General features: G+C 54.8%; 21 protein-coding genes. 11 read left to right on the top strand and 10 right to left on the bottom strand.

Annotated features, from left to right (window positions below; all coding sequences use genetic code 11):
• Positions 1 to 67: 67 nt before the first annotated feature.
• A complete protein-coding gene (putA, locus tag DY252_RS14910; RefSeq protein ID WP_064789749.1) occupies positions 68 to 3,871 on the bottom strand; it encodes a bifunctional proline dehydrogenase/L-glutamate gamma-semialdehyde dehydrogenase PutA in 3,804 nt (1,267 codons plus the stop codon).
• Between the two features lie 204 nt (positions 3,872 to 4,075).
• Here putA and DY252_RS14915 point away from each other — a divergent pair, with 204 nt between their 5' ends.
• On the top strand, positions 4,076 to 4,549 hold the full coding sequence (locus DY252_RS14915) for an Lrp/AsnC ligand binding domain-containing protein (protein WP_008890579.1): 474 nt from the start codon (positions 4,076 to 4,078) through the stop codon (positions 4,547 to 4,549).
• A 119-nt stretch (positions 4,550 to 4,668) separates the two neighbouring features.
• Complete coding sequence (locus tag DY252_RS14920) at positions 4,669 to 5,301, top strand: 2-hydroxychromene-2-carboxylate isomerase (protein ID WP_064789748.1); 633 nt, start codon at positions 4,669 to 4,671, stop codon at positions 5,299 to 5,301.
• Between the two features lie 62 nt (positions 5,302 to 5,363).
• Here DY252_RS14920 and DY252_RS14925 read toward each other — a convergent pair whose 3' ends face one another.
• Positions 5,364 to 6,182: a hypothetical protein gene (locus DY252_RS14925; protein ID WP_064789747.1), complete on the bottom strand. Its 819-nt coding sequence runs from the start codon at positions 6,180 to 6,182 to the stop codon at positions 5,364 to 5,366.
• A gap of 304 nt (positions 6,183 to 6,486) precedes the next feature.
• Between DY252_RS14925 and DY252_RS14930 the strand changes: the two genes are divergently transcribed.
• The 5 genes from DY252_RS14930 to DY252_RS14950 are packed head-to-tail and all read left to right on the top strand — an operon-like array spanning position 6,487 to position 12,364.
• Complete coding sequence (locus DY252_RS14930; protein WP_064789746.1) at positions 6,487 to 8,097, top strand: carboxyl transferase domain-containing protein; 1,611 nt, start codon at positions 6,487 to 6,489, stop codon at positions 8,095 to 8,097.
• 7 nt (positions 8,098 to 8,104) lie between these two features.
• Positions 8,105 to 8,917 carry an enoyl-CoA hydratase/isomerase family protein gene (locus DY252_RS14935; protein ID WP_064789745.1) on the top strand — a complete coding sequence of 271 codons (813 nt, stop codon included), beginning with the start codon at positions 8,105 to 8,107 and terminating at the stop codon, positions 8,915 to 8,917.
• A 1-nt stretch (position 8,918) separates the two neighbouring features.
• Entirely contained in the window at positions 8,919 to 10,922 is a 2,004-nt protein-coding gene (locus DY252_RS14940; RefSeq protein WP_064789744.1) for an acetyl/propionyl/methylcrotonyl-CoA carboxylase subunit alpha, read from the top strand.
• On the top strand, positions 10,922 to 11,851 hold the full coding sequence (locus DY252_RS14945; RefSeq protein WP_064789743.1) for a hydroxymethylglutaryl-CoA lyase: 930 nt from the start codon (positions 10,922 to 10,924) through the stop codon (positions 11,849 to 11,851). Before DY252_RS14940 ends, DY252_RS14945 begins: the two co-directional genes overlap by 1 nt.
• Before the next feature lie 3 nt (positions 11,852 to 11,854).
• Positions 11,855 to 12,364 (top strand): GNAT family N-acetyltransferase, encoded by a 510-nt coding sequence (locus tag DY252_RS14950; RefSeq protein ID WP_064789742.1) that lies wholly within the window; start codon positions 11,855 to 11,857, stop codon positions 12,362 to 12,364.
• Positions 12,365 to 12,380: 16 nt separating this feature from the next.
• Here DY252_RS14950 and DY252_RS14955 read toward each other — a convergent pair whose 3' ends face one another.
• The 6 genes from DY252_RS14955 to DY252_RS14980 form a co-directional block, all read right to left on the bottom strand.
• Positions 12,381 to 13,769 (bottom strand): MATE family efflux transporter, encoded by a 1,389-nt coding sequence (locus tag DY252_RS14955; RefSeq protein ID WP_064789741.1) that lies wholly within the window; start codon positions 13,767 to 13,769, stop codon positions 12,381 to 12,383.
• A gap of 37 nt (positions 13,770 to 13,806) precedes the next feature.
• Positions 13,807 to 15,144 (bottom strand): hypothetical protein, encoded by a 1,338-nt coding sequence (locus tag DY252_RS14960; protein WP_064789740.1) that lies wholly within the window; start codon positions 15,142 to 15,144, stop codon positions 13,807 to 13,809.
• A gap of 425 nt (positions 15,145 to 15,569) precedes the next feature.
• Entirely contained in the window at positions 15,570 to 17,237 is a 1,668-nt protein-coding gene (locus DY252_RS14965; protein WP_064789739.1) for a methyl-accepting chemotaxis protein, read from the bottom strand.
• A gap of 341 nt (positions 17,238 to 17,578) precedes the next feature.
• Positions 17,579 to 18,094 (bottom strand): DUF934 domain-containing protein, encoded by a 516-nt coding sequence (locus DY252_RS14970; RefSeq protein WP_008890568.1) that lies wholly within the window; start codon positions 18,092 to 18,094, stop codon positions 17,579 to 17,581.
• Positions 18,081 to 19,736 carry a nitrite/sulfite reductase gene (locus DY252_RS14975; RefSeq protein ID WP_064789738.1) on the bottom strand — a complete coding sequence of 552 codons (1,656 nt, stop codon included), beginning with the start codon at positions 19,734 to 19,736 and terminating at the stop codon, positions 18,081 to 18,083. Before DY252_RS14975 ends, DY252_RS14970 begins: the two co-directional genes overlap by 14 nt.
• Positions 19,737 to 19,746: 10 nt before the next feature.
• Entirely contained in the window at positions 19,747 to 20,040 is a 294-nt protein-coding gene (locus tag DY252_RS14980) for a DUF2849 domain-containing protein (RefSeq protein ID WP_008890566.1), read from the bottom strand.
• A 216-nt stretch (positions 20,041 to 20,256) separates the two neighbouring features.
• On the opposite strand from DY252_RS14980, the gene DY252_RS14985 reads away from it, so the two are divergent.
• Positions 20,257 to 20,673, top strand: coding sequence for a DUF1489 family protein (locus DY252_RS14985; RefSeq protein ID WP_064789737.1), 417 nt, complete (start codon positions 20,257 to 20,259; stop codon positions 20,671 to 20,673).
• Between the two features lie 2 nt (positions 20,674 to 20,675).
• On the opposite strand, the gene DY252_RS22545 is transcribed toward DY252_RS14985, so the two are convergent.
• Positions 20,676 to 20,984, bottom strand: a complete 309-nt coding sequence (locus DY252_RS22545) for a LysR substrate-binding domain-containing protein (protein ID WP_245960851.1) — start codon at positions 20,982 to 20,984, stop codon at positions 20,676 to 20,678.
• Entirely contained in the window at positions 20,938 to 21,636 is a 699-nt protein-coding gene (locus DY252_RS14990; protein WP_245960852.1) for a LysR substrate-binding domain-containing protein, read from the bottom strand. The genes DY252_RS22545 and DY252_RS14990 overlap by 47 nt, the downstream gene beginning before the upstream one ends.
• A 138-nt stretch (positions 21,637 to 21,774) precedes the next feature.
• Here DY252_RS14990 and DY252_RS14995 point away from each other — a divergent pair, with 138 nt between their 5' ends.
• The 3 genes from DY252_RS14995 (at position 21,775) to DY252_RS15005 (ending at position 24,307) form a co-directional block, all read left to right on the top strand.
• A complete protein-coding gene (locus tag DY252_RS14995) occupies positions 21,775 to 22,017 on the top strand; it encodes a DUF1127 domain-containing protein (RefSeq protein WP_008890563.1) in 243 nt (80 codons plus the stop codon).
• A 244-nt stretch (positions 22,018 to 22,261) separates the two neighbouring features.
• The gene (gene ppk2 / locus DY252_RS15000; protein WP_064789736.1) at positions 22,262 to 23,314 is read left to right on the top strand and encodes a polyphosphate kinase 2; all 1,053 of its coding nucleotides are present in this window, start codon (positions 22,262 to 22,264) and stop codon (positions 23,312 to 23,314) included.
• Between the two features lie 123 nt (positions 23,315 to 23,437).
• The gene (locus tag DY252_RS15005) at positions 23,438 to 24,307 is read left to right on the top strand and encodes an NAD(P)-dependent oxidoreductase (RefSeq protein WP_064789735.1); all 870 of its coding nucleotides are present in this window, start codon (positions 23,438 to 23,440) and stop codon (positions 24,305 to 24,307) included.
• The last annotated feature ends 52 nt before the right edge of the window (positions 24,308 to 24,359 follow it).

Below are 24,359 nucleotides of genomic sequence, written 5' to 3' on the forward strand. Positions count from 1 at the left end.
CGAATAAAAGAAAGAAAAATGGACCGGGAATTTCGTCCCGGTCCATCTGATAGGTCCATTTGGCAGATCAATCTTCTTCCATCGACATCAGCGATGCGTTGCCGCCCGCAGCCGTGGTGTTGATCGTGATCGTCTTCTCAGTGGCAAAGCGATGCAGGAACGCCTCATCGGGCAGTGCGCCGTCATCCTCGGCGCCACTATCGGAAATCAGCGACAGGATCGCACCATCGCGCTTGGCCAGAAGCTGCTTGAACGACGTTACGCGATCAAGCGATGCCACGCACGATACCCCGGCGATATCACCATCATACATCGCACCCAGACCGGTATTCGTGCCAACCGCCTTGACCAGCTTGGCCGGAAGGCCTGCCTGCTGTGCCAATGTCGGAATATCGGCAAGCCATTTCTGATCACCCGCAAGGATCACCGCATTGCCCGCGGCAAGCGCGGCACCGAGATGCCGGATGATTTTTGCTGGCTCCGCATCCTTGTCCGCCTGGATCAGGTAGACACCACGGCCCTGACAATACAGGTCGTTGGTTTCACCGGTCGGCCCGGGCATCCGGGTCGGCGCGACAAAGCCGTTTTCCGAAAGGGCAGCAAAGTTCGCCACATGATCGGCCCCCGCCATCAGGGCATCACTGCCCGATGCATCCATCTTGGCCGACAGCTTTTCAAGGATGGTCACGCGCGCATTGCCATCGGTTGCCTGCCATTCTTCCTGGGCTGACAGCATCGCGGCATATTCGCTGGTCGCAATGACATCCTTGACGATGATGGGTGCACGATCGTCTGACACGTCATCATTGGAAATGGTATTTGCCTTCGCAATCGGCTTGGCAAAGCGTTCGACATAGTGCGGACCACCGGCCTTTGGACCGGTCCCCGATTTACCCTGCCCGCCGAACGGCTGGACACCGACCACCGCACCGATCTGGTTACGGTTCACATAGCAGTTGCCAACCCGCAGTTTCTGGGAAATTTCGCGCACGGTGGTATCGATACGGGAATGGATACCAAGGGTCAGGCCATAGCCCGACGCATTGATCTGATCAAGGATCTTGGGCAGATCGCGCGCCTTATAGCGCACCACATGCACAACCGGGCCGAACACTTCGCGTTCAAGCACATTGATCGACGGGATTTCGAAGCAATGCGGTGCAAAGAAGTTACCCCCTTCGCATTCCGGAAGCATGTCACAGGCATGCAGAAGCTTGGCTTCCTTTTTCATGCGTTCTGCATGGGCTTCAAGCACCTTGCGCGATTTTTCGTCAATCACCGGACCGACATCGATATCAAGGAACTTCGGATCACCAACGCGCAGTTCCTTCATCGCACCGACCAGCATTTCACACAGCTTGTCGGCAATGTCTTCCTGAACAAACAGCACGCGCAGGGCTGAGCAACGCTGACCGGCTGACTGGAAGCCGGAAATGATTGCGTCCTGCACGACCTGTTCGGGCAGTGCGGTCGAGTCCACAATCATCGCGTTCTGACCACCGGTCTCGGCAATCAGCGGCAACGGAACACCCGGGCGTTTTGCCAGCGCCTGGTTGATCACCTGTGCGGTTTCGGTTGACCCGGTAAAGGCGACACCGGCAATGCGCGGATCATTGATCAGCTGATTACCAATCACACGCCCCGGCCCCGGAACCAGTTGGAATGCCGAGCCCGGAACGCCGGATTCAAGGATCAGTTCTGCTGCACGGGCTGCAATCAGTGAAGTCTGCTCTGCCGGTTTGGCAATCACAGCATTTCCTGCTGCAAGGGCCGCGGTCACCTGACCGAGGAAGATCGCAAGCGGGAAGTTCCACGGGCTGATGCAAACAATCACGCCGCGGCCTTCAAGCGGGCTGCCTTCGCGGAAGGTTTCCTCGGCCCGGTTGGCATAATAACGACAGAAATCGACGGCCTCACGCACCTCGGCAACGCCATCGGAATAAAGCTTCCCGGCTTCGCGCTGACAGAGCGCGATGAACTCGTCCATGTTTTCTTCAAGCAGATCACCCAGACGACGCAGTGCCGTCGCGCGTTCACTTGCCGGTGTTTTGTTCCAGGTCTCATAGCCCTTGAGGGCAGCCACGACGGCGGCGTCAATATCGGCCTCGGTCGCCTGAACAAGGTCACCGACCTTTTCGTCAAACTTGGCCGGGTTGATGACATCAATCGGGGTGCCCGAAACAAGTTTGCCATCAATCAGCGGGGCGGCGTTCCAGGTCTTGTTCTTGATCTCGGCAAGCTTGGCACTGAGCGGCAACAGCTTTTGCGTATCTGTCAGATCAAGCCCGCGCGAGTTGACGCGACTTGCACCATAAAGGTCAATCGGTGCCGGGATCTTCGGATGGCCTTTGCGCGGAAGGGCCGCCATCTTTTCGATCGGATCGGCGATCATTTCCTCGATCGGCAGTTGTTCATCCTGAATACGGTTCACAAAGCTGGTGTTTGCACCGTTTTCCAACAGACGGCGCACCAGATAGGCCAGAAGGTCTTCATGGGTGCCAACCGGCGCATAGACACGGCACGGAACGTTTTCGCCGTTCTTGTCGACGATCTGCTCATAAAGTGCTTCGCCCATGCCATGCAGACGCTGGAATTCAAAGGTGCGGTCATTGCCGGCCATTTCCAGAACCGATGCCACGGTGTGGGCATTGTGGCTGGCAAACTGGCAATAGAATGCATCGCGACGCGACAGCATATATTTCGCACACGCCAGATAGGACACATCGGTCGATGCCTTGCGGGTAAAGACCGGATAACCATCAAAACCGTTTTCCTGACTGAATTTGACTTCGGTATCCCAATAGGCACCTTTTACAAGGCGGACCATCATCTTGCGCCCGACCTTGGCCGACAGATCGGCCAGCCATTCCAGAACGTGATAGGCACGTTTCTGATAGGCCTGAACCGCCAAACCATAGCCTTCCCAACCATCAAGATCCGGATCGGCAAAGACAGTGCCGATGACATCAAGCGACAGGTCGAGACGGTTGGCTTCCTCGGCATCGACGGTAAAGCCGATATCGTATTTCTTTGCCAGAAGTGCCAGTTCCTTAAGCCGCGGGCTCAACTCGTTCATCACGCGATCATAGTTGGCAAAGTCATAGCGCGGATGGATCGCCGAAAGCTTGACCGAGATGCCCGGACTGTCAATCGGACCACGGCCATTGGCAACGCGTCCGATATCATGAATGGCGGTTTCATATGCCTTATAATAGCGATCGGCATCCTTCATCGTGCGGGCGGCTTCGCCCAGCATGTCATAGGAATAGCGATAGCCTTTTTCTTCATTCGCCTTGGCGCGCTCGGCAGCCTCGTCAATCGTGCGGCCCATTACGAACTGGCGGCCCATGATCCGCATGGCGTGATTGAATGCCTTGCGAATGACCGGCTCCCCCGAACGGCCGATCATGCGTTTGATCAGGCGGCCGGGATCGGCCTTTTCCGCCTTGCCGAACTTGATCACCCGCCCGGTCAGCATCAGCCCCCAGGTCGATGCATTGACAAAGAAACTGTCGGAATGGCCGAGGTGGCTTTGCCAGTCGGCATCAAACAGTTTGTCCTGAATAAGCTTGTCGGCAGTCACAGCATCGGGCACACGCAGCAACGCCTCGGCCAGGCACATCAGGATGACACCTTCCTTGCTCGAAAGCTCGTATTCATGCAGCAAGGCATCAATGCCGCTTTTGCCGTTGTCGGCACTGCGCACGCGGGCAACCAGTTGATAGGCCCGGTTCTGAACGCGCGCGGTCTGTTCCGGGGAAAGGCGCGCTGTTTCGATCAGGCGTTCAACAACGGCCTCTTCATCGGCACGATAAGTGTCACGGATCGTCTGGCGGATTTCATTCGGTTGCGGCAGTTCGGTACGGAACATGTTTAAAAGCCTCTCCCTGATGTTGGACTTTGCCGATCCCGAAGAACGCACATTATTTCAGGCGCTTCGGGGCCTTTTGCACCTCTATGGCGACAGACAATATTATTTCATCCGAAAAATGTGCTGCCATTTTTGGCTAAAATACGATATATCATCCACGATTTTTACATTCGCATAGTCACAAATACTGGCTGGACACTTAAAATGCAGAAGAACCACAAGAGCCTGGACAAGATCGACAAACAGATCCTCCGCGAACTTCAGAACGATGGCCGCATGTCCAATGTGGAGCTATCACGCCGGGTCAATCTGAGCCCGACACCCTGTCTGGAACGCGTGCGCCGCCTTGAGCAAAACGGCTTTATCACCGGCTATATGGCGACGTTGGATCCGCGCAAGCTTAACCAGTCACTTGTGGTCTTCGTTGAAATCACTCTTGATCGTACCACACCTGACGTCTTTGACGTATTCGCCGCGGCGATCAAAAAGCTCCCTGAAATCGAAGAATGCCACATGGTTGCGGGTGGTTTTGACTATCTTGCAAAACTGCGCGTCGAGGACATGTATGCCTATCGCGAGTTCCTTGAACGGCTGTCTTCTGTTCAGGGTGTCGGTCAGACTCATACATATGTCGTGATGGAAGAAGTAAAAGTCCGTCCCGGCATCGTCATTCCCTGATTTTCTTTTTTTGTTGATTCGCAACAACTTAATAGATCAAAATCGCATCCATAAAAGCAGACATCAGATCTGCTGGAAAAGTTGTTGGTTAAAACAAAACGGAAAACGGGTGCAGGAACATGTCTGAAGTCAGCTTCTACTTCGATTTCTCGTCACCTTACGGCTACCTTGCCGCCGAGCGGATGGAAGACTTCGAAAAACGCCATGGCGTCACGGTCGTCTGGCGCCCGTTCATGATTGGCGCTGCCTTCAAACAGACGGGACAAAGCCCGCTTCTGGATCAGCCGATCCGCGGTCCGTATTTCCGTCACGACATGGAACGGTGCGCACGCCTGCAAAACATTCCGTTCCAAATCCCCAATAACTTCCCCTACGCGGCACTGGTTCCGACCCGGGCCTATTACTGGCTGGAATCGCGATCTCCGATGCTGGCGCGCAAGTTCGCCAAGGATATCTATCGCGGCTATTTTGCCGACGGGCTTGATATGTCCAACCCGGAAAATGTTTTTGCAGCCGCAACCCGCCATTCCATCAATGTGTCCGAAATGCGTGCCGCCGTCGAATCCCAGAAATGGAAAGACCATGTCCGCGCCATCACCGAGGACGCGATCAAGATGGGTGCATTTGGATCGCCCTTCTTCTTCTACGAGGACGAACCTTTCTTCGGGAATGACCGGATTGATCAACTCGCCCAGTGGATTTCACTGCGCAAGCTTACACTTGGCAGCACAACAGACAACCCCGGTCAGTAGCACCGTCAAACGTCGCCGTTGAATGCAGAACAAGCTCTTCTGGAAGATGCAGATCAGCCTTTCTACTTCACGACTTTTTCTTGCACTTTCGTGGCCGACAACCAGGTTTGCGCATTGCGTGCAAGAGCTTGGCGGATATCATCGCGTGCAAGCACTTCGTCAATCATGGCAACCGCTTTCTTGCCCCAAGCATTCTTGGTGCAAACCACGTGGTAGTTGATTTTTTCTGATGCTTCGCGGAATGGGTGGGTGACGATCATCGGGGCGCTATCACCACCAAGACCGTTCTTCTGATTGACCAGAAACCACGTCAACGCCCAGGGTGGCGCCAGCGAAAAGTCCACACGTTTCATTTCAATCATCGACAACATCGGCGCCAGGAAATTGGGCGTGGGATGTCGAATGACGCTGTCTGAGTTTGAATAGCGCTGAATGATCCTGTCTGTTTCTTCGCCATACGAAATGCCTGCCCCGATTCCGACGACAAAGCCCGCGTCAAGCAGCTGGGCCAGCGAGACCTTGTCATCAATCGCTTCACGGAGCTTTCGGTTATCTGGCGAATACACCAGGTGACTGCTTTCAAGCACCGCACTTGGATGCTTGGAAAAATAGACAAGCTCTTCGCGCTCAGCGGTCCGGATCAGTCCCGGCACGCAGTAGTTTCCCGTTTTCATCAAGGCAAACAACCGCGCCATATTGGCATGTCCCTTCACCATGTCGGGATCAAGCGACGCACCGAACAATATGTCAAGGATCCCGCCATGAAGCCCCTTGCCGGCCAACGGCCCACTGCCAATACCAATCGGTGGCACATCGGCCTTAAGCCAATGAATTTCCTGAAGCGTGTCTTGCGCATGCGCTGGCCTTTGTCCGAAAACCACAGCAGCACATGAACAAAAAACCAAACAGACCAAAGTCCGGTATGACATTATTTTTTCGCCCGCATTCCCAAGACAAGATCGATCAAAATAAGGATCGGCCAAGATTTTATGGCGACCACTGGTCGTCTGCAAACAACCCCATATGCGCTAAACGCTATGGGTGATTTGATAGCATATAGTTAATTTCGGTACTGAAATACCGATTTAATATTGACGTTTACGTAAACTTCACCGATAACAACAGCCATAAACACCCTGCACGCGGGCCGATTTGCCCATAACAAAAAAACGGTGAAAACGGACGATGACGGTACTGAAATCTGCGGTGAACGCCCGTTCCGAAGAATTCCGCAACAATGCCGAACATATGGAAAAGCTGGTTGCGGATTTGCGCGATCAAATCGCTGCGGTCAAACTGGGCGGCGGTGAACGCGCCCGTGATCGTCATACCGGGCGGGGCAAACTTCTGCCGCGTGAACGTATTCGCCAGCTTCTTGATGTCGGCTCCCCGTTTCTGGAACTCTCGCAGCTTGCCGCACATGGCATGTATGGCGATGAAGACGTTCCGGCGGCCGGTATCATTACCGGTATTGGCCGGGTATCAGGTGTGGAATGCGTGATTGTCGCCAATGATGCGACGGTCAAGGGTGGTTCTTATTACCCGATGACGGTCAAAAAGCACCTGCGCGCACAGGAAATCGCACTGGAAAACAACCTTCCCTGCATCTATCTGGTCGATAGTGGCGGGGCCAACCTGCCCCGGCAGGACGATGTTTTCCCTGACCGCGATCATTTCGGCCGCATCTTCTTTAACCAGGCAACCATGTCATCCAAGGGCATCCCGCAGATCGCGGTTGTCATGGGGTCCTGCACGGCGGGTGGCGCCTATGTCCCGGCGATGTCAGATGAAAGCATCATTGTCCGCAAACAGGGCACGATCTTCCTCGGTGGTCCGCCGCTGGTGAAGGCCGCAACCGGTGAAGTTGTCTCGGCCGAGGATTTGGGTGGCGCTGATGTTCACTGTAAAACATCAGGTGTCACCGACCATTACGCACAGGATGACAGCCACGCGCTGTCGATTGCGCGTGATGTGGTCAAAAACCTGAACTGGACGAAAAATCCCGGCCTGACGCTGACCGAACCGCGCGCCCCGGCCTATGACCCGCGCGAGATTTACGGCGTTGTCCCAACCGACACCAAAAAGCCCTATGACGTGCGTGAAATCATCGCCCGCATCGTTGATGGCTCCGACTTTGATGAGTTCAAGGCACAGTATGGCACGACCCTTGTCACCGGCTTTGCCCGCATCTTTGGCTATCCGGTCGGCATCATTGCCAATAACGGGATCCTGTTTTCCGAAAGCGCGCTTAAGGGCGCGCATTTCATCGAACTGTGTGCACAACGCGGCATTCCGCTGGTGTTCCTGCAAAACATCACCGGCTTCATGATTGGCCGCAAATATGAAAGCGGCGGCATTGCCAAGGATGGCGCGAAGCTTGTCACCGCAGTTGCCACCGCCAATGTCCCGAAATTCACCGTTCTGATCGGTGGGTCCTTTGGTGCAGGCAACTATGGCATGTGTGGTCGCGCATACAGCCCGCGCTTCCTGTGGATGTGGCCGAATGCCCGCATTTCTGTCATGGGCGGCGAACAGGCAGCGAACGTTTTGACGCAAATTCGCGCTGATGCTGCCGAAAAGCGTGGCGAAAACTGGCCGGAAGCCGAGCAGGAGGCATTCAAGGCCCCGATCCGCGATCAGTACGAGGAACAAGGCCACCCCTACTACGCGTCCGCCCGCCTTTGGGATGATGGCGTGATTGATCCGGCTGATACCCGCATGGTGCTTGGCCTTGGCCTGTCTGCCGCACTTAACAAACCGGTCGAAGAAACCCGGTTTGGCGTGTTCAGAATGTGAGGCCGTCATGAGCAATGTAAACACCGATAACATTTCTGATGCCGCCCTGTGTGAAATCGCCGCCAATGGTGTTGCGACCATCACCTTGAACCGGCCCGAAATTCACAATGCCTTTGATGATGCCCTGATCAACGATCTGACCGCAAAGATCGAATCCATAGATTCCGATCCGGCGGTCCGGGTGATCATCCTGACCGGGGCTGGCAAAAGCTTCTCGGCAGGTGCGGATCTTAACTGGATGAAGCGCATGGCGGGCTATAGCCATGCGGAAAACCTTGCTGATTCCCGTGCACTCGCCAAACTGATGAAGGTTTTGAATTTTGCATCAAAACCGACCATTGCACTGGTCAACGGGGCTGCCTTTGGCGGCGGGGTTGGTCTGGCTGCGTGTTGTGACATCGTGATCGCGTCTGATCGTGCCAGTTTCTGCCTGTCGGAAGTCAAGCTCGGCCTGATCCCGGCGGTGATTTCACCCTATGTGGTGGAGGCCATCGGGGTCAATCAGGCGCGGCGTTATTTCCTGACCGCCGAGCGATTTGACGCCCAAACCGCCCAGCAGATCGGGCTGGTGCATGAAATCACCTCAACAGATGAACTGGCTGCCCGTGGACAGGAAATGGCGAAGCTTCTGCTGGCCAACGGTCCGGATGCAATGCATGCGGCCAAGAACCTGATTTACGCGGTCGCCAACAAGCCGATTTCAGATGCCGTGATTGATGACACCGCCCAACGCATTGCCGATCAACGCTCAAGTGCTGAGGGCCGCGAAGGTGTCGGTGCCTTTCTGGAAAAACGTCCCGCGAACTGGAGCAAGAAATAACATGCCGCGCAAACTTCTGATCGCCAACCGCGGTGAGATCGCCTGCCGCGTGATCAAGACCGCCCGTCGCATGGGAATTGCCACGGTCGCCGTTTATTCCGATGCCGACGCCAATGCCCTGCATGTCAAACACGCCGACGAGGCCTATCACATTGGCGCGCCCGCCCCCAAGGACAGCTATCTGCGCACCGACCGCCTGCTTGAAGTCATCGCGCAATCGTGTGCAGATGCGGTTCATCCGGGCTATGGATTCCTTTCGGAAAACGCCGGGTTTGCCGATGCGCTGGAAAAGGCTGGCTGTGTCTTTGTCGGACCACCGGCAAGTGCCATCCGTGCCATGGGATCGAAATCCGAAGCCAAGAAAATCATGGGCAAGGCCGGTGTGCCGCTGGTGCCGGGTTATCACGGCGAGGATCAGGACCCTGCCCTTCTGGCGGCTGAGGCCGACAAGATCGGCTATCCGGTATTGATCAAGGCATCCGCCGGAGGCGGTGGCAAAGGCATGCGTGCGGTTGAAAAGGCATCCGACTTCAAGGACGCCCTGATCAGCTGCAAACGCGAAGCCGCCAGCAGCTTTGGCGATGATCATTGCCTGATTGAAAAACTGATCGTCAAACCGCGCCACGTTGAAATTCAGGTATTTGCCGACAGCCACGGCAACGCGGTTTACCTGTTTGAACGCGATTGCTCCTTGCAGCGCCGCCACCAGAAGGTGATTGAAGAGGCCCCGGCACCAGGCATGACCGAGGACCTCCGTGCTCAGATGGGCAAGGCCGCCGTCGATGCCGCCAAGGCGATTGGCTATCAGGGGGCAGGCACGGTTGAATTCCTTCTGGATGCGTCGGGTGCGTTCTATTTCATGGAAATGAATACTCGCCTTCAGGTCGAACATCCGGTGACCGAAAAAATCACCGGCGAAGACCTTGTGGAATGGCAATTGCGGGTGGCAGATGGCGAGAAACTGCCAAAGGCGCAGGAAGACCTTTCGATCAACGGTCATGCCTTTGAAGTCCGCATCTATGCCGAAGACCCGCAGAATGACTTCCTGCCCGCAACCGGCAAGCTTGTGCATATGCGCATGCCGCGCGAAACCGATCATGTGCGGGTTGATACCGGCGTTTATGAGGGCGGCGAAGTTTCCATCCATTATGACCCGATGATCGCCAAACTGATCACCTGGGATGTGGACCGCACATCGGCCCTGCGTCGCATGGCGACCGCATTAAATGATGTGCAGATTGTTGGGGTGACCACCAATACCGGCTTCCTTGGCAATATCGCCCGCCATCCGGCCTTTGAGCGGGGCGAAGTCGAAACCGGCTTCATCCCGAACTATCAGGATGATCTGATCCCCGCCCCTACCACGCCCGATAACGAGGCATTGGCATTCGCCGCCCTTGATATCCTGCTGACCCGCGATGCCGAGGCCGCCCGTTATGCAGCGCAAAGCAACGATCCCTATTCGCCCTGGCACAGCACCGCTGGTTTCCGGCTGAATGACGATAACCACCATGACCTGATCCTGCGTCATGACGGATCGGATTTGCTGGTCAAGGTGCATTACCGTGATCAGGGATATGTCATCGATATGCCTGATGGTAGCGCTATCATCGCCGGTGCCGAGCATGATGAAAATGGTGCCATCGTTGCGCGCCTGAATAACGTCCGCAAACGCGCGTCGGTGCTTCGTGACGGCAATCGTCTGATGATTTTCCGTGATGGGCGTTCGGACCGTCTGGACATCTTTGATCCGCTGGCCGCAGCCGGTGGCAGCGAGGGCACGGGTGGTGGCCTGACCGCGCCGATGCCGGGCAAGATCATCGCCGTCATGGCAGAGGCCGGTCAATCGGTCACGGCGGGTGACAAGCTTGTCGTGATGGAAGCCATGAAAATGGAACACACCATTTCCGCCCCCGTCACCGGCACGATCAAGGAAGTGTTCTTTGACGTGGGGGATCAGGTCGATGATGGCGCAGAACTGATCGCGATCGAGGAGGCCGAATAATGGCCCTGATTTCCGATCTGCCAAGCCGCGTCAAAATCGTTGAAGTCGGTCCGCGTGACGGGCTTCAGAACGAAAAGGCAATGGTCCCGACCGCAACCAAGGTCGAGCTGATCCATCGCCTGAATGATGCCGGATTATCGGTGATTGAGGCCACCGCCTTTGTCAGCCCGAAATGGGTGCCACAAATGGCCGATGCGCCCGATGTCATGGCCCAGATAACCCGTAAGCCCGGTGTGACATACCCGGTGCTGGCCCCGAACATGAAGGGCCTTGAGGCCGCGATTGCGGCGGGTGCGACCGAGGTTGCGGTATTTGGCGCGGCATCGGAAAGCTTCTCGCAAAAGAACATCAATTGCTCGATTGCTGAAAGCCTTGATCGATTTCGCCCGGTGGCCGACGCGGCGCGTAACTCGGGCCTTGCAGTGCGCGGATATGTTTCCTGCGTTCTGGGATGCCCGTATGAAGGCGACATTGCGCCTGAAAAGGTGGCCGAGGTCACAAAGGCGCTTTATGACATGGGCTGTTACGAAATCAGTCTGGGTGACACCATCGGCACAGGAACACCGACCAAGGCACAGGCGATGATCACCGCTGTTACCAGGCATGTGCCGACCGAAAAACTCGCCGCACACTTCCATGACACTTATGGTCAGGCACTGGCGAATTTGCTTGCCGTGCTGCAAATGGGTGTAGCCGTAATTGACAGTTCCGTCGCCGGTCTTGGCGGCTGCCCCTATGCCAAGGGGGCCAGTGGCAATGTCGCGACCGAGGATGTTGTCTATATGCTGAACGGGCTTGGCATCAAAACCGGTATCGATCTTGAAAAGCTTGCCGAGACAGGAAGCTGGATTTGTGATCAGATAGCAAAATCAAGTGCATCGAAGGTCAATCTGGCCTTGGCAGCAAAAAGATCAACGACCGGGGACTAATGGATGGGCCCGTCAAAATACAGCTTCAGACGGGCCACCCCAAATGATCTGCCGATGATTGGCCGCTGGCTGCATGTGCCCGAAGTCATCCGCTGGTGGGGCGATCCGGCCGAACAGCTGGAACTGATTTCCGAAGATGTCGAACTGGCCGAAATGGCGACCCTGATTGTGTCGTACCGCAATCGGCCCTTTGCCTTTGTCCAGCATTACGACGCCCATCAATGGCCACAGGCGCATTTTGATCCCCTGCCCGAACATACCCGCTGTCTGGACGCCTTTATTGGCGTGCCCGACATGATGGGCTGCGGACATGGCCAGATGTTCTTAAAGATGCTGACACGCCAGCTGTTTGAACGTGGCGCGCCCATGATCGGGATCGACCCCGATCCGGAAAACGAACGTGCGATCCGGTGCTATGAGGCCATCGGGTTTGTTGCCGGGCGGGAATATGAAACCGCCAAGGGCCCGTGCCTTTTGATGACGCTTGATGCCCGCAATCAGAAACAAAGCTGATCTTTCTGATCGCAAATCACCCTGCGTTCCCGCCGCCAACCACGGGCTTATGTGGACCCGATTGCAACAATTGGTCGAACCGAGGTTTTTGGCACGCCAGCCTGTAGCTGACGATGCCGGTCAAGGCACCGAACAATACAATGCCTGCGACCTGCCCCCACAAAACCCCGACGGCCCCGAAATAGATGCTGCCCAACCAGACGAGCGGGATCACGCCAAGAAACTCCTTGGCAAGATCGGCAAACATCGCAAGATTAGGCCGCCCGGTGACGTTAAAGAAGGTATGGGACGAAAACTGCAGGCCCAGGAACATATAAAGCGGCGCAATCGCCGTACAAAACAGGCCAAGAAGGTTTGCCGTTTCCGGTGTGGTGCGAAACAGTTCAGCCAATTGATCAGACAAAACAAACAACAGTGCTGACACCACCAGACCATAGACAACAATCAGCCCCCAGACCGAATGCCAGATGGCGCGCACCCGATCCGTGCGTTTGGCGGAAAAATTCTGTCCAAAAATCGGCCCGATAGCCTGCGGCAATGCCATGTAACCGACAAAGGCAAATGGCGCGATGCGTTCGATGATCGCCATCGCCGCGACGGCGTCTGCCCCAAACTTTGCCATTGATGCCATGATAAAACCGCTGGCAATTGGCGGGCCGCTTTTGGCCAAACCGACCGGCACGGTGACCCTGGCAATTTCGCGAACATCTTGCGCGAATATAGCACGATCAAAACGGCCAAGCATGTTATGCACATTGCGCACGCCATAAAACGCAATCACCATGATCACGACGCGTGATATCACGGTGGCCCAGGCGGCGCCTTCCACACCCCAGCCAAAACCAAAGATAAATATCGGATCAAGCACGCCATTGGTAACCGCCCCTGCGATCTTGGCCCACATCGACCGATGTTTGGCCCCGATCACCCTTAAAAGCGCCCCGGATGCCATGCTCAGCACCAGAATGGGCAGGCACAGCATGACGATCTGCAGATAACTTGTACCAAGCGCATGAACGCGGCCTGATGCGCCGAGCCAGCCAAGCATACCTGGCGCGCCCCACCAAATCACCGCCGTCATCAGAACCGAAAGACCGACACCGAAAAGCAGAATATGCGTTGCCATCACACGCGCGCGGTCACGATCGCCTAGACCTTCGGCCCGTGCTACCAATGCCGTCATTGATGTCGATACCCCAAGCGATATCGCCAGCGTGAAAAATATCAGGGGCCAGGCAAAGCCAAGTGCGGCAACAATATCGACATCGCCCAGAAGGCTCAGGAAGAACAGATCAAGCGCATCGACAGCCACCATCGCAACAAGTGCAAGCATGCTTGTCGAAGCCATGCCGAGGATATGGCGCAGAACCGACCCACCGATAAAATACTGCTGCTGCAACGCCATTTTCTGTTTGATCCGTCACGGTTGGAAAAGCGAGGCATCAATCGTTTTTGAAAGAGCTTGCAGATGTATCCGCACTGACAAGGAACTTGTGCCGCTGCCGCCTTGAAAGATGTTCTGTTTCTGTCGCCGATACCGGTTGTTTCGCCGCAAGGTTCATATCCGTTCCGGCCTTCCATTTCGCGGCGATGACGCTTGGATTTTGCGGGCAGAACTCATTCAAGCGGGCTATCACATGATGCTGCACACGGCTGGCCTCGGGGAATTTCTGGTCTGTCCAGAACCGTTTGCGCGGCCTGAAATACCCGACCTCATCAAGGAACGAAACGCCGAAATAGTGGCAAGACTCAAGCGAATTGTAGAAATGTTCGTCAAAGACAAAACTGCCATCCCTGCGCATCGAATGCATCAGACACCAGTCCAACATCTCGTCAAGCTGCCTTGATGCGAAATCACGCTGGGCTGATGTCATATGTGACCAGCCATGACGAAATATCTTCGCGACATCATAATTGTTGTGGTTGTTGAAATTGCCGCGGCTCCGCCAGCCAACCGGATATTCTTCACCCCGCCGCTCAAGGGTCGTGCGGATCAGGCTTGGCCAATGGTGAACATCCCCTTTGCGATAGGAAACAATGTGGAACGTAAAACTCAGATCGTCATAGCGATGGGTTTTACCATCTGATGAATACCATGGTCCCCAGTAACCGGTTTCCGGGTTTTGAATGTCGTCAAGGAAATCGGTAAAGGCCTTGATATAGGCATCATCAAGCGCGATCCCGCGCACATGTTCGCTGGCAAAATTGCGCAGGCGCGGCTTAAAGCACAATTGCGCCAAACAGCACAGGACCGACCCCAGTTCATCGCGCTTGTTGCGCCCGGTCGCAGCAATATCAGACACCAGAAGATCTTCGAGATAGGCGCGCATCTTCGGGATGGTTGATACCGGCTCCAGAAAATGAAGCGGATGGCGCGGTGCGCGTTTTTCCGTTGCAAGTTCATGCAGACGCACAATGGTCGCATCAAACTTGTGATGAAACTCGGTATATTGCCAGCCCCACGATCCATCGATCGATGATTGGCGCGCAACGTAACTTTGATCAGTCTCGGAAAAACTGCTTTCAAGGCGCGTTACAAGATCATCGAGCCGCGGCCAATAGGCCGTGTAACGTGCAAGCCACTTGGCATAGATATAGAGCTGCTGGGACGCAAGCATGGTGCGGCTATATTCGCTGAACCGGCGCAGAATCCCCGCCATGGCACCAAGATGATCGTTATATCTTTGTACTTTGTCGTGATAGGCACGGTCATAGCGGGCGAAATCCCGCGTAATCACGCATCCGTCAACCGCATGTGCAAGTCCCGATACAGTAGTCATCTATGGTTCCGGCCACCTCGCTTGATCAAGAGAACGGCTGTATGTGATTAGAGCCACCTTCTTTGCCCAAAAGATGGCACACATCGAAAAGTATGGATGTCGGTCAGATATCCCCTTCCGGGCTGCTATCGTCACGCAAGGAACAGCCAACCAAAACCTTAAAGGTTGTCTCAAAGACCAACATAAACAGCTATTAATTGCATACAGGATATTGCGACCTGACGCTACCCTTTTGGCGAAAACTATACGTATCCATATTACAAAAGATTAATATTGCGCTGATGCTCAGTTTCGCGGAACGCGCAATTCAAGTAACTCTAAAATAATAACTTTCTAAAGTTTCCTGTCAGCATGCAGACAGAAAAGGGGCACCCGAACGAGTGCCCCTCAGTCAGAACATATTTGCCATGTTCGAATGTATAGGATCAGGCCGCGCGTACCGCACTCAGGAATGCTTCGACCTTTCGGCGCAGACTTTCAGATTCACGTGACAATTCTGACGCGGCACTAAGCACCTGTTCGGCAGCTGCCCCGGTGGACCCGGCCGCCTCGTTCACACTGACGATGTTCGATGTTACCTCGGTCGTACCGACGGAGGCTTCCTGAACGTTGCGGGTGATTTCAAGGGTGGCGGCACCCTGTTCTTCCACGGCACTTGCGATGGCAGCTGATATTTCGCTGATCTCGGTAATAGTGGACGAAATCGAGCCAATCGCCGTCACCGCCCCATCGGTTTCATTCTGAATACCAGTGATCTGGTTGGTGATGTCCTCGGTCGCGCGTGACGTCGCGGTCGCAAGGTTTTTGACCTCTGCTGCGACAACGGCAAAGCCCTTGCCGGCATCGCCCGCACGCGCCGCCTCGATGGTGGCATTCAGGGCCAGCAGGTTGGTTTGTTCGGCAATGTCGCTGATCAGACCGACCACATCACCGATCTTTTGCGCGGCCTCGGCAAGGCCACGGATCTGGATGTTGGTTTTCTCGGCATCTTCGACCGCGCGATTGGCAACCGTCGATGACTGGCTGACCTGCTGGGTGATTTCAGCAATCGAGGCGCTGAGTTGTTCGGTCGCACTGGCAACGGTCTGGACGTTGGTCGATGCCTGTTCAGCGGCGGCCGCAACGATGCCCGACTGACGACTTGTTTCCTCGGCCGTGCTGCTCATGCCGGTTGCGGTTGACTGCATCTCGGTCGCGGCAGAGGCCAGGGTTTTCAGAACGACGGAAATCTCCTGATCGAAGCCAGTGGTCAGTTCGCTGATTTTCTGGGCGCGCTGTTCCCGGCGTTTTGCCGCTTCGGCTTCCTGTCCGGCCAGTTCATCGGCGCGGATCATGTTTTCCTTGAAGACCAGCACCGCCTTGGACATATCGCCGATTTCATCGCGGCGGTCCTGGCCTGGAATATCAATCTGCTTGTTGCCACCGGCCAGTTCCTTCATGACCTCGGTGATCTGACGGATCGGACGCGAAATACCCGTACCGATGATCCATGCGGCAAAACCACCAAGGATCACCGCGACACCGCCGACAATGGCGGTAACGATCACCGCCTGTGACGCCGCCTTGGTCGCCCGCGGACCGATTTGATCCTGTTCCGCCTTGACCGACAGTTTCAGGTCTTCGAGGTTTTCGGCAACCACCGGACCAACTTCATCGAGCGTTTCGGCCACCAGTTGATCACGCGCCGGATCCCCCACGGGCAGTGATGCAACCTTGTCGAAGGTATCGCGATAGATGATCAGGTTTGCCCCGGCAGATTGCGCCGTTTTAATCATTTGCGGTTCATCAAGCAGGGCAACAAGTTCGTCATTCAACTTTATTGCTGTCGCCAGACGCTCATCGACATTGTCTGCCGCGGCACTGTCCCCTGTCAGCAGATAGTGTTTAACCGAAACGCGTGCTTCAAGCAGGTTGGCCTGCACCCTGCCTGCTTGGTTGGACTGCAATGCGATATGGCGATACCGCACGAAGTCATCCCCGACACTGCTGATCGAGAACTCCGACCAGAGAGAGGCAAGTACGAGCAAAACCAGTACAACGCCAAAGCCGCCATATACTTTTGTTGAAATTTTGAGACGATTAAACACCGACATAAACGAGGTTCTCCCAATTACTCTGTCACCTCATTCATCATATTATATTTTTACAATTATTACGTGATATACGCGTGATTACGTAACTATGCATTAGGTGATATCCGCCTATCCATTGTGAGGACACCTTGCGTATAAGCATAAAACCTAAGAATAATCTTATATATACGTTTGATTTGGAGAAAGATTATCGTGAAATCAATCATATAATCTCTCTTCTTAGAGGTTTTCCAGTGTATTGAGCCATGTGGAAAAAGAAAAAGGGCCCCCTGTTCGGGGACCCTTGATTAAATGGCTCAGACTTATTCGACAATGGTCGAAGGCCGGATGCTTTTCGCCGGTTACTGCAAAGCGGCGCGACGACGTTCGCGCAAAGATTGTGCTGTGACGCGGCCATCACCGGTCGGCTGATAATAGACCGACATTTCCTTAAGTGCCGCACGCACCTTGTTCAGGGCGACTTCGCCTTCAACCTTAAGGTCATAGGCGTCAAAGCCACAGCGGTGCATATAAAGGATCTGGTCACGCAGGACATCACCAACCGCGCGAAGCTCGCCGGTGAAGCCCATGCGTTCACGCAACACCCGGCCATAGGAATATCCGCGTCCATCGGTGTAGGCCGGGAAATTGACCGTGATGATCGACAGACGATCAAGATCATCTGCCAGATCTTCGGGCGCATCGCCCGGGTTCAACTGCACACCCAGACCACCATTGCGGCCCAGAAGGCTGTCACGTTCTTCCTTGAAACGGGCGAGCGGCACGATCAGGTTTTCGTCGCTTGCCGGAAGGTCGCCTTCGGCGTCAACCGTGATCCATTCCTGTTCGATCACGCTGTCATTCTTAACGATCGCCATAAAGCACCTCCTTGAACGGATCCATGCCGACACGACGGTAGGTGTCGATGAAACGTTCACCGCTTTCGCGGATATCAATATATTTGGTCACAAGGCTTTCGATCGCATCGACCACTTCGGCTTCGGAGAAACCGGCACCGGCGATCTTGCCGATCGAGGCATCCTGGCTGGCGTCACCACCCAGGGTGATCTGATAGAATTCCTTGCCGCGCTTATCGAGGCCAAGAATGCCGATATGACCAACATGGTGATGCCCGCAGGCATTAATGCAGCCGGAAATCTTGATCTTGAGTTCGCCGATGTCATGCTGACGATCGAGATCCCCGAAACGTTCAGAAATCCGCTGTGACAGCGGGATCGAACGCGCGGTTGCCAAGGCGCAATAATCAAGGCCCGGGCAGGAAATGATATCGGTGACATAGCCAAGGTTGGCCGTACCAAGGTCGGCCTTGTCCAGTTCGCTCCAAACTGCGAACAGGTTGGCCTTTTTGACATGCGGCAGAACAAGGTTCTGTTCGTGGGTCACACGCACATCACCAAAGCTGTATTTTTCCGAGAGATCGGCAACCAGTTCCATCTGGGTATCGGTTGCATCGCCCGGAATGCCGCCAATCGGTTTCAGCGATACGTTGGCAATCGCATAGCCCGGCCGTTTGTGTTCGATGACGTTCGAACGCACCCAGTTGGCAAAACGACGGTTTTCCGACTTGTGACGTTCGAAATCGGCATCGTCGTCAGAAAGGGCTTCAAATGCCGGAGGGGCGAACTGTTCGATGTAATGAGCGATTTCCGCATCATCAACGCGCAGCGACCCGTCCTTGATCTGAGCCCATTCCTCTTCGACAAGCTCGCGGATATTATCAATGCCTTCTTCATGAACGAGGATCTTGATACGCGCCTTGTACTTGTTATCACGGCGGCCAAAGCGGTTGTAAACGCGCAGGATGGCTTCGAGATAGGAGAACAAATCGTTCTTGCCGATAAACTCGCGGATGGTCTTGCCGACAAACGGCGTACGACCAAGGCCACCACCAACCATGACTTCAAAGCCGGTTTCACCCGCATCGTTCTGATGCATGCGAAGACCGATATCATGAACCTTGACCGCGGCACGGTCATTTGGCGATCCGGTCACGGCGATCTTGAACTTGCGCGGCAGATAAGTGAATTCCGGATGGAAGGTCGACCACTGACGGATCAGTTCGCAATAGGGGCGCGGATCTTCGATTTCATCGGCCGCGGCACCGGCATACTGGTCAGTCGTGGTGTTACGAATGCAGTTGCCTGATGTCTGGATGGCGTGCATTTCGACCTTGGCAAGGTCCAGCAACGCGTCGGGAATTTCATCAAGTTTCGGCCAGTTATACTGGATGTTCTGGCGGGTGGTGAAATGGCCATAGCCCTTGTCATAGACCCGCGCAATCATGCCAAGCTGGCGCAGCTGATCAGCGCGCAGCGTGCCGTACGGAACGGCAACGCGCAGCATATAGGCATGCAGCTGAAGATACACACCGTTCATCAGACGCAGCGGACGGAACTGTTCCTCGGTAATGTCACCGGCAAGGCGGCGTTTTACCTGTTCGCGGAACTGTTCAGTCCGTTCATGGACAAGCTGGCGGTCAAAATCGTCATAACGATACATGGGGCTCTCCTTATACCGCCTGATAGCCGAGGTCTTCGCGGACACTTGGACCTTTGGTGCGCAGAACTTCACGGTATTTTGTCGGCACGATATCCGCGCCCTGCTGTTCGACATCAATCAGATACGGCCCGACAATCACGATATCGAGTTCGGGTGCACTGGCTTCAGCCAAAAGCGCATCTGCGGCTTCTTTGCCGTCAGCGATGCGGGCATCGTTGATGTTTTCGCTCCAGCTGCCATCGCTGGTCAGGAACACCACCAACCCGTCTTCCAGACGGTTTGCCGTGACAACTTGCAGGGACATTCGGTTCTCTCAGCCTGTAAATCTCTCGGGTTTGGTCCTGTATCGGACCTTTTCTGCACCAGAATTTGGCTGATTACCCCTTATTGGTCAAGTTTTTTTGTGAAATATCATATATTACACTTATTTTTGTGTTTTAATAATCCACTATTGACCGCCAGGCGTACGGGTTCTACCTCATCAGTTATTAAACACCACCGCACAAGAAACCCTCCTGATATGCCTTTGAACATCATCAAACTGAGCGTCGGTACAGAAAGCCCCGAAAGCCTGAAGGAATGGCAGACCTATTTTCAGGCCATGCACGAGCGCATTTTCCACACCACACGCATGACACCCAAACGCAAGGCAGAGATTCTTGATGGCGGATCAATTTACTGGGTGATCAAGGGGGCGGTGCGCTGCCGCCAGCAGGTCATTGATCTTGAAGAATACGTCAATGAAGAAGGCACGAAATATTGCCGCATCGTTCTGGACGAGGAATTGATCGCCACCCGTCCCTATCCGCACCGTGCGTTTCAAGGATGGCGCTATTTCCCCGACGACAAATGCCCGCCGGATGAAAAACAGGGCGGCGGAACCGACGCCCTGCCCAATGACATGGCCGATGAATTACGTGACCTTGGTCTGATCTAAACTTAGTCCTCTACTGGCGCGTCCGCCTCATCGGAATCAATTTCGCGCAAGGTCTCAGCCACTTCATTTTTAAGCCAGCTGACAAATGCCTTTACGCGCGGCCGTCTCAGGTGCTCCTCCGGATACACCAGATAATAGGCCCCGCTTGAGGCAACGCTTTGCGCAAACGGTCGCACCAGATTTCCCGCCGCCAGATCAAGGGCGGCCAGACTTGTGCGCGCCATGGCAATCCCCTGCCCCATCAGGGCGGCCTGAATGACCATATCAAATGACCATATCACCGGAGTTAAATCGAAGACCGCGACTGACATCAACACCTTCGGCACCGACACCGTTGAGCCAGAATTCCCAATCGGCCGCATGCGGGTGATCCATAAAGGTGGTGGCATCATGAAGCAATTGGTGCCCGGCGACATCGGCCGGTTCTTTCAGTTCGGGATTGGCGGCAAGATAGGCCGGGCTGCAAACCGGGAAAGACTCGTCTCGCATCAGCATTTCACACACCAGCCCCGGATAATTGCCACTGCCGAACCGAACGGCGAGATCAATGCCCTCGGTCCGTAAATTGACAAGCCGGTCATCGGCATGGATGCGGACATCAATATCAGGATACGCATCACGGAAATGCCCGAGACGTGGCACCAGCCATTTCACAGCAAAACTTTGCAACACACTGACCGTTACCACACCGGCTTCCTCAATCGTCGTCAGGCGTTCGATCTCCTCCGCAATGCATGAAAAGCCTGCTGTGGTTGCCTGGGCCAGTTGCGCGCCCTCTTCAGTCAGATGGATCTGACGCGGCAACCGATGAAACAGCTTGAAACCAAGATATTCCTCAAGTTGGCGGACCTGCTGGCTGATGGCGCCCTGGGTGACAAACAACTCCTCGGCCGCCTTGGTAAAGCTCAGATGGCGGGCAGCGGCATCAAAGGCGCGCACGGACTGCAAAGGCGGAAGCCGCATGGATATCACTCCAACATCATGAATTAGAATTCCTAATCCGTTTGATCAGAAATACTCGTTTGTCGCACTTAAAATATAGACGCAATATGGTTTCAACAGCAAACATTGCATTAGCAATATTAACTCATGGAGAGAATGATGGCTTATTCACTTAGCCCTGCTCCGTCTGCCGTGGAGCGCCCGCCCAAAGCAAGTATCCGTACGTTCATCACCACCCTTGTTAGCCGCCTCAATGATCTTTCAAACCGCTTTGCACGGTTGCTTGCGGTTCGTGAAGAACGTCGGATGTTGCTCAGAATGTCAGATCAGCAGCTTGCCGACATCGGGATCACCCGTGCCCAGGCTGAAGAAGAGTACCGGCAGTCTTTCCCGCTGCGATAACCCTGCAAGGGATCTGTCCTGAAGCGCCCGCCCCCAAGGAACACAGCGCAAGACAGATCCCCCCTTCGTGCCACCGCACAACCCACCCTTGGCCCGGTCAATGCCCTCACATTGACCGGGCTTTTTCGTGCGTCACATTCATACAGCGCGCAACAGGTCGTAATTTGATCCATTGCATTGCGATGATTTCAATAATCCCGCAAAGTTATGGTTACATCTGACCACAACCGGCGGAATCGGGCGCATGACCTCGGAAAAGAAAACGTCAAAGAAAACCGTGAAAACAGCGAAGCAGGACAGCAATGACGTGCTCGGTGATGCAACACGGCGCACGGGTAAAAGCCGATCTGCGGCCAACCGCACAGATGCCCTTTCAAAACTTGATACTGAGGCAAAGGACCATTTCTTGCTGGACTCCGAAAACCTGACCATGGACCGGATTGATGATCATCCTTCCGGCCCGAACAAACCAACCAGCCAGAACCTGCGCAACATTCCAGATGATCAACTTCCGCCCGATATCGACCTTAACCCCAAGGCACGGGCAAAGAAGATGCAGGGCAAGCAATATCTGGAGCTGATTGCCCCGCTTCATATCGAGCTTTTGAAGCTGCAAAACTGGATCAAGGCGGAAAACCTCAAATCGCTGATCATCTTTGAAGGGCGCGATGCCGCTGGCAAGGGCGGCACGATCAAACGTTTTACCGAACACCTTAATCCGCGTGGAGCCCGGATCGTCGCCCTTGGCAAACCCAACGACCGCGAACTGACGCAATGGTATTTCCAACGCTATATCGAACATCTGCCCAGCGGCGGCGAGATCGCCCTGTTTGACCGGTCCTGGTACAACCGTGCGATGGTCGAACGGGTGATGGGCTTTTGCAGCATGTTTGACGTCAGCGAGTTTTTGCAATCCGTCCCCGAACTTGAACGCATGCTGATCCGATCCGGCATCCACATGACCAAGTTCTATTTCTCGGTCAGCAAAAAAGAACAGGCACGACGCTTTAAACAGCGCCAAAGCGATCCACTTAAACAATGGAAACTCAGCCCGGTTGATCTGGCCTCCCAGAACCTTTGGGATTCCTATACCGAGGCCAAACGCGACATGTTCTTCCATACCTCCACCACCGACAGCCCGTGGGTGATCGTGAAGTCGGATGACAAGAAACGTGCGCGCATCAACGCCATCCGGTTCTATCTGTCGCAATTTGAATACCCCGGAAAACGGCCGGAAATCCTTGTATATGACCGCCGGATCATTCACAGCGTAGCCGAGGAACTTGATGAGGATTGACGAAATCGCTCAATCTCTGGTCTTCCGGATGGTGAAAACATTGTCGCGGTAACATTTGCGTTCATTGACATTGCACGCGCTGCAACCTTTACTGGATGCATATAAACCTTCGGGAGGCAAACAATGGCAAAATGTGCATTCATCGGTCTGGGTGTCATGGGATATCCGATGGCCGGTCACCTGCAAAAGGCAGGTCACGACGTTACCGTTTACAACCGTACTTCAGCCAAAGCAGAAAAATGGGTGGCCGAGTTTGGCGGATCGTCCGCCCCCACCCCGGCAGAGGCGGCAAAGGGTGCGGAATTCGTCTTTTCCTGTGTCGGCAATGACGACGATCTGCGCAGCGTCATGCTGGGCGACGGCGGCATGTTCGCCGGTATGGACAAGGGATCTGTCCTGATCGACAACACCACCGCATCGGCAGATGTCGCGCGCGAACTTTATGCTGCGGCCAAGGATATGGGAATTTCCTTCATCGATGCCCCGGTTTCCGGTGGTCAGGCTGGTGCCGAGAATGGCGTTCTGACCGTCATGTGTGGCGGTGATCAGGATGCGTTTGATCGCGCCGCCCCGGTCATTGATGCCTTTGCCAAATCGTGCAAGCTGATGGGTGAAAGCGGTTCTGGCCAGTTGACCAAAATGGTCAATCAGATCTGCATCGCCGGTCTGGTTCAGGGCCTTTCCGAAGGGGTTAATTTCGGTGTCAAGGCCGGCCTTGATATGGAAAAGGTCCTTGATGTGATTTCCAAGGGTGCGGCTGGAAGTTGGCAGATGGAAAACCGCGGCAGCACCATGGTCGAGAACAAGTTTGATTTCGGCTTTGCCGTTGACTGGATGCGCAAGGATTTGGGCATTTGCCTTGAAGAATCCAAACGCAATGGTGCCCGTTTGCCGGTTACGGCCCTGGTTGACCAGTTCTATGCCCAGGTTCAGGAACGTGGCGGCAACCGTTGGGACACCTCAAGCCTGATTGATCTGCTGGCACGCGGTTAAGCCGCCCCCTATTACCAGACAGATAAAACAAAAAGCGCGACCCGTTAAGGTC

The organism is Thalassospira indica, assembly GCF_003403095.1.
Lineage (GTDB): Bacteria > Pseudomonadota > Alphaproteobacteria > Rhodospirillales > Thalassospiraceae > Thalassospira > Thalassospira indica.

Bases quoted from the DNA above. Each gene is read 5' to 3' on its own strand.
- DY252_RS14930 (WP_064789746.1), top strand. From the start codon at position 6,487: ATGACGGTACTGAAATCTGCGGTGAACGCCCGTTCCGAAGAATTCCGC.
- DY252_RS14935 (WP_064789745.1), top strand. From the start codon at position 8,105: ATGAGCAATGTAAACACCGATAACATTTCTGATGCCGCCCTGTGTGAA.
- putA (WP_064789749.1), bottom strand. From the start codon at position 3,871: ATGTTCCGTACCGAACTGCCGCAACCGAATGAAATCCGCCAGACGATC.
- DY252_RS14940 (WP_064789744.1), top strand. From the start codon at position 8,919: ATGCCGCGCAAACTTCTGATCGCCAACCGCGGTGAGATCGCCTGCCGC.
- DY252_RS14985 (WP_064789737.1), top strand. From the start codon at position 20,257: ATGCCTTTGAACATCATCAAACTGAGCGTCGGTACAGAAAGCCCCGAA.
- DY252_RS14960 (WP_064789740.1), bottom strand. From the start codon at position 15,144: ATGACTACTGTATCGGGACTTGCACATGCGGTTGACGGATGCGTGATT.
- DY252_RS14915 (WP_008890579.1), top strand. From the start codon at position 4,076: ATGCAGAAGAACCACAAGAGCCTGGACAAGATCGACAAACAGATCCTC.
- DY252_RS14970 (WP_008890568.1), bottom strand. From the start codon at position 18,094: ATGGCGATCGTTAAGAATGACAGCGTGATCGAACAGGAATGGATCACG.
- DY252_RS14980 (WP_008890566.1), bottom strand. From the start codon at position 20,040: ATGTCCCTGCAAGTTGTCACGGCAAACCGTCTGGAAGACGGGTTGGTG.
- DY252_RS14965 (WP_064789739.1), bottom strand. From the start codon at position 17,237: ATGTCGGTGTTTAATCGTCTCAAAATTTCAACAAAAGTATATGGCGGC.
- DY252_RS14990 (WP_245960852.1), bottom strand. From the start codon at position 21,636: ATGCGGCTTCCGCCTTTGCAGTCCGTGCGCGCCTTTGATGCCGCTGCC.
- DY252_RS14995 (WP_008890563.1), top strand. From the start codon at position 21,775: ATGGCTTATTCACTTAGCCCTGCTCCGTCTGCCGTGGAGCGCCCGCCC.
- DY252_RS15005 (WP_064789735.1), top strand. From the start codon at position 23,438: ATGGCAAAATGTGCATTCATCGGTCTGGGTGTCATGGGATATCCGATG.
- ppk2 (WP_064789736.1), top strand. From the start codon at position 22,262: ATGACCTCGGAAAAGAAAACGTCAAAGAAAACCGTGAAAACAGCGAAG.
- DY252_RS14920 (WP_064789748.1), top strand. From the start codon at position 4,669: ATGTCTGAAGTCAGCTTCTACTTCGATTTCTCGTCACCTTACGGCTAC.
- DY252_RS14945 (WP_064789743.1), top strand. From the start codon at position 10,922: ATGGCCCTGATTTCCGATCTGCCAAGCCGCGTCAAAATCGTTGAAGTC.
- DY252_RS14950 (WP_064789742.1), top strand. From the start codon at position 11,855: ATGGGCCCGTCAAAATACAGCTTCAGACGGGCCACCCCAAATGATCTG.
- DY252_RS14955 (WP_064789741.1), bottom strand. From the start codon at position 13,769: ATGGCGTTGCAGCAGCAGTATTTTATCGGTGGGTCGGTTCTGCGCCAT.
- DY252_RS22545 (WP_245960851.1), bottom strand. From the start codon at position 20,984: ATGTCAGTCGCGGTCTTCGATTTAACTCCGGTGATATGGTCATTTGAT.
- DY252_RS14975 (WP_064789738.1), bottom strand. From the start codon at position 19,736: ATGTATCGTTATGACGATTTTGACCGCCAGCTTGTCCATGAACGGACT.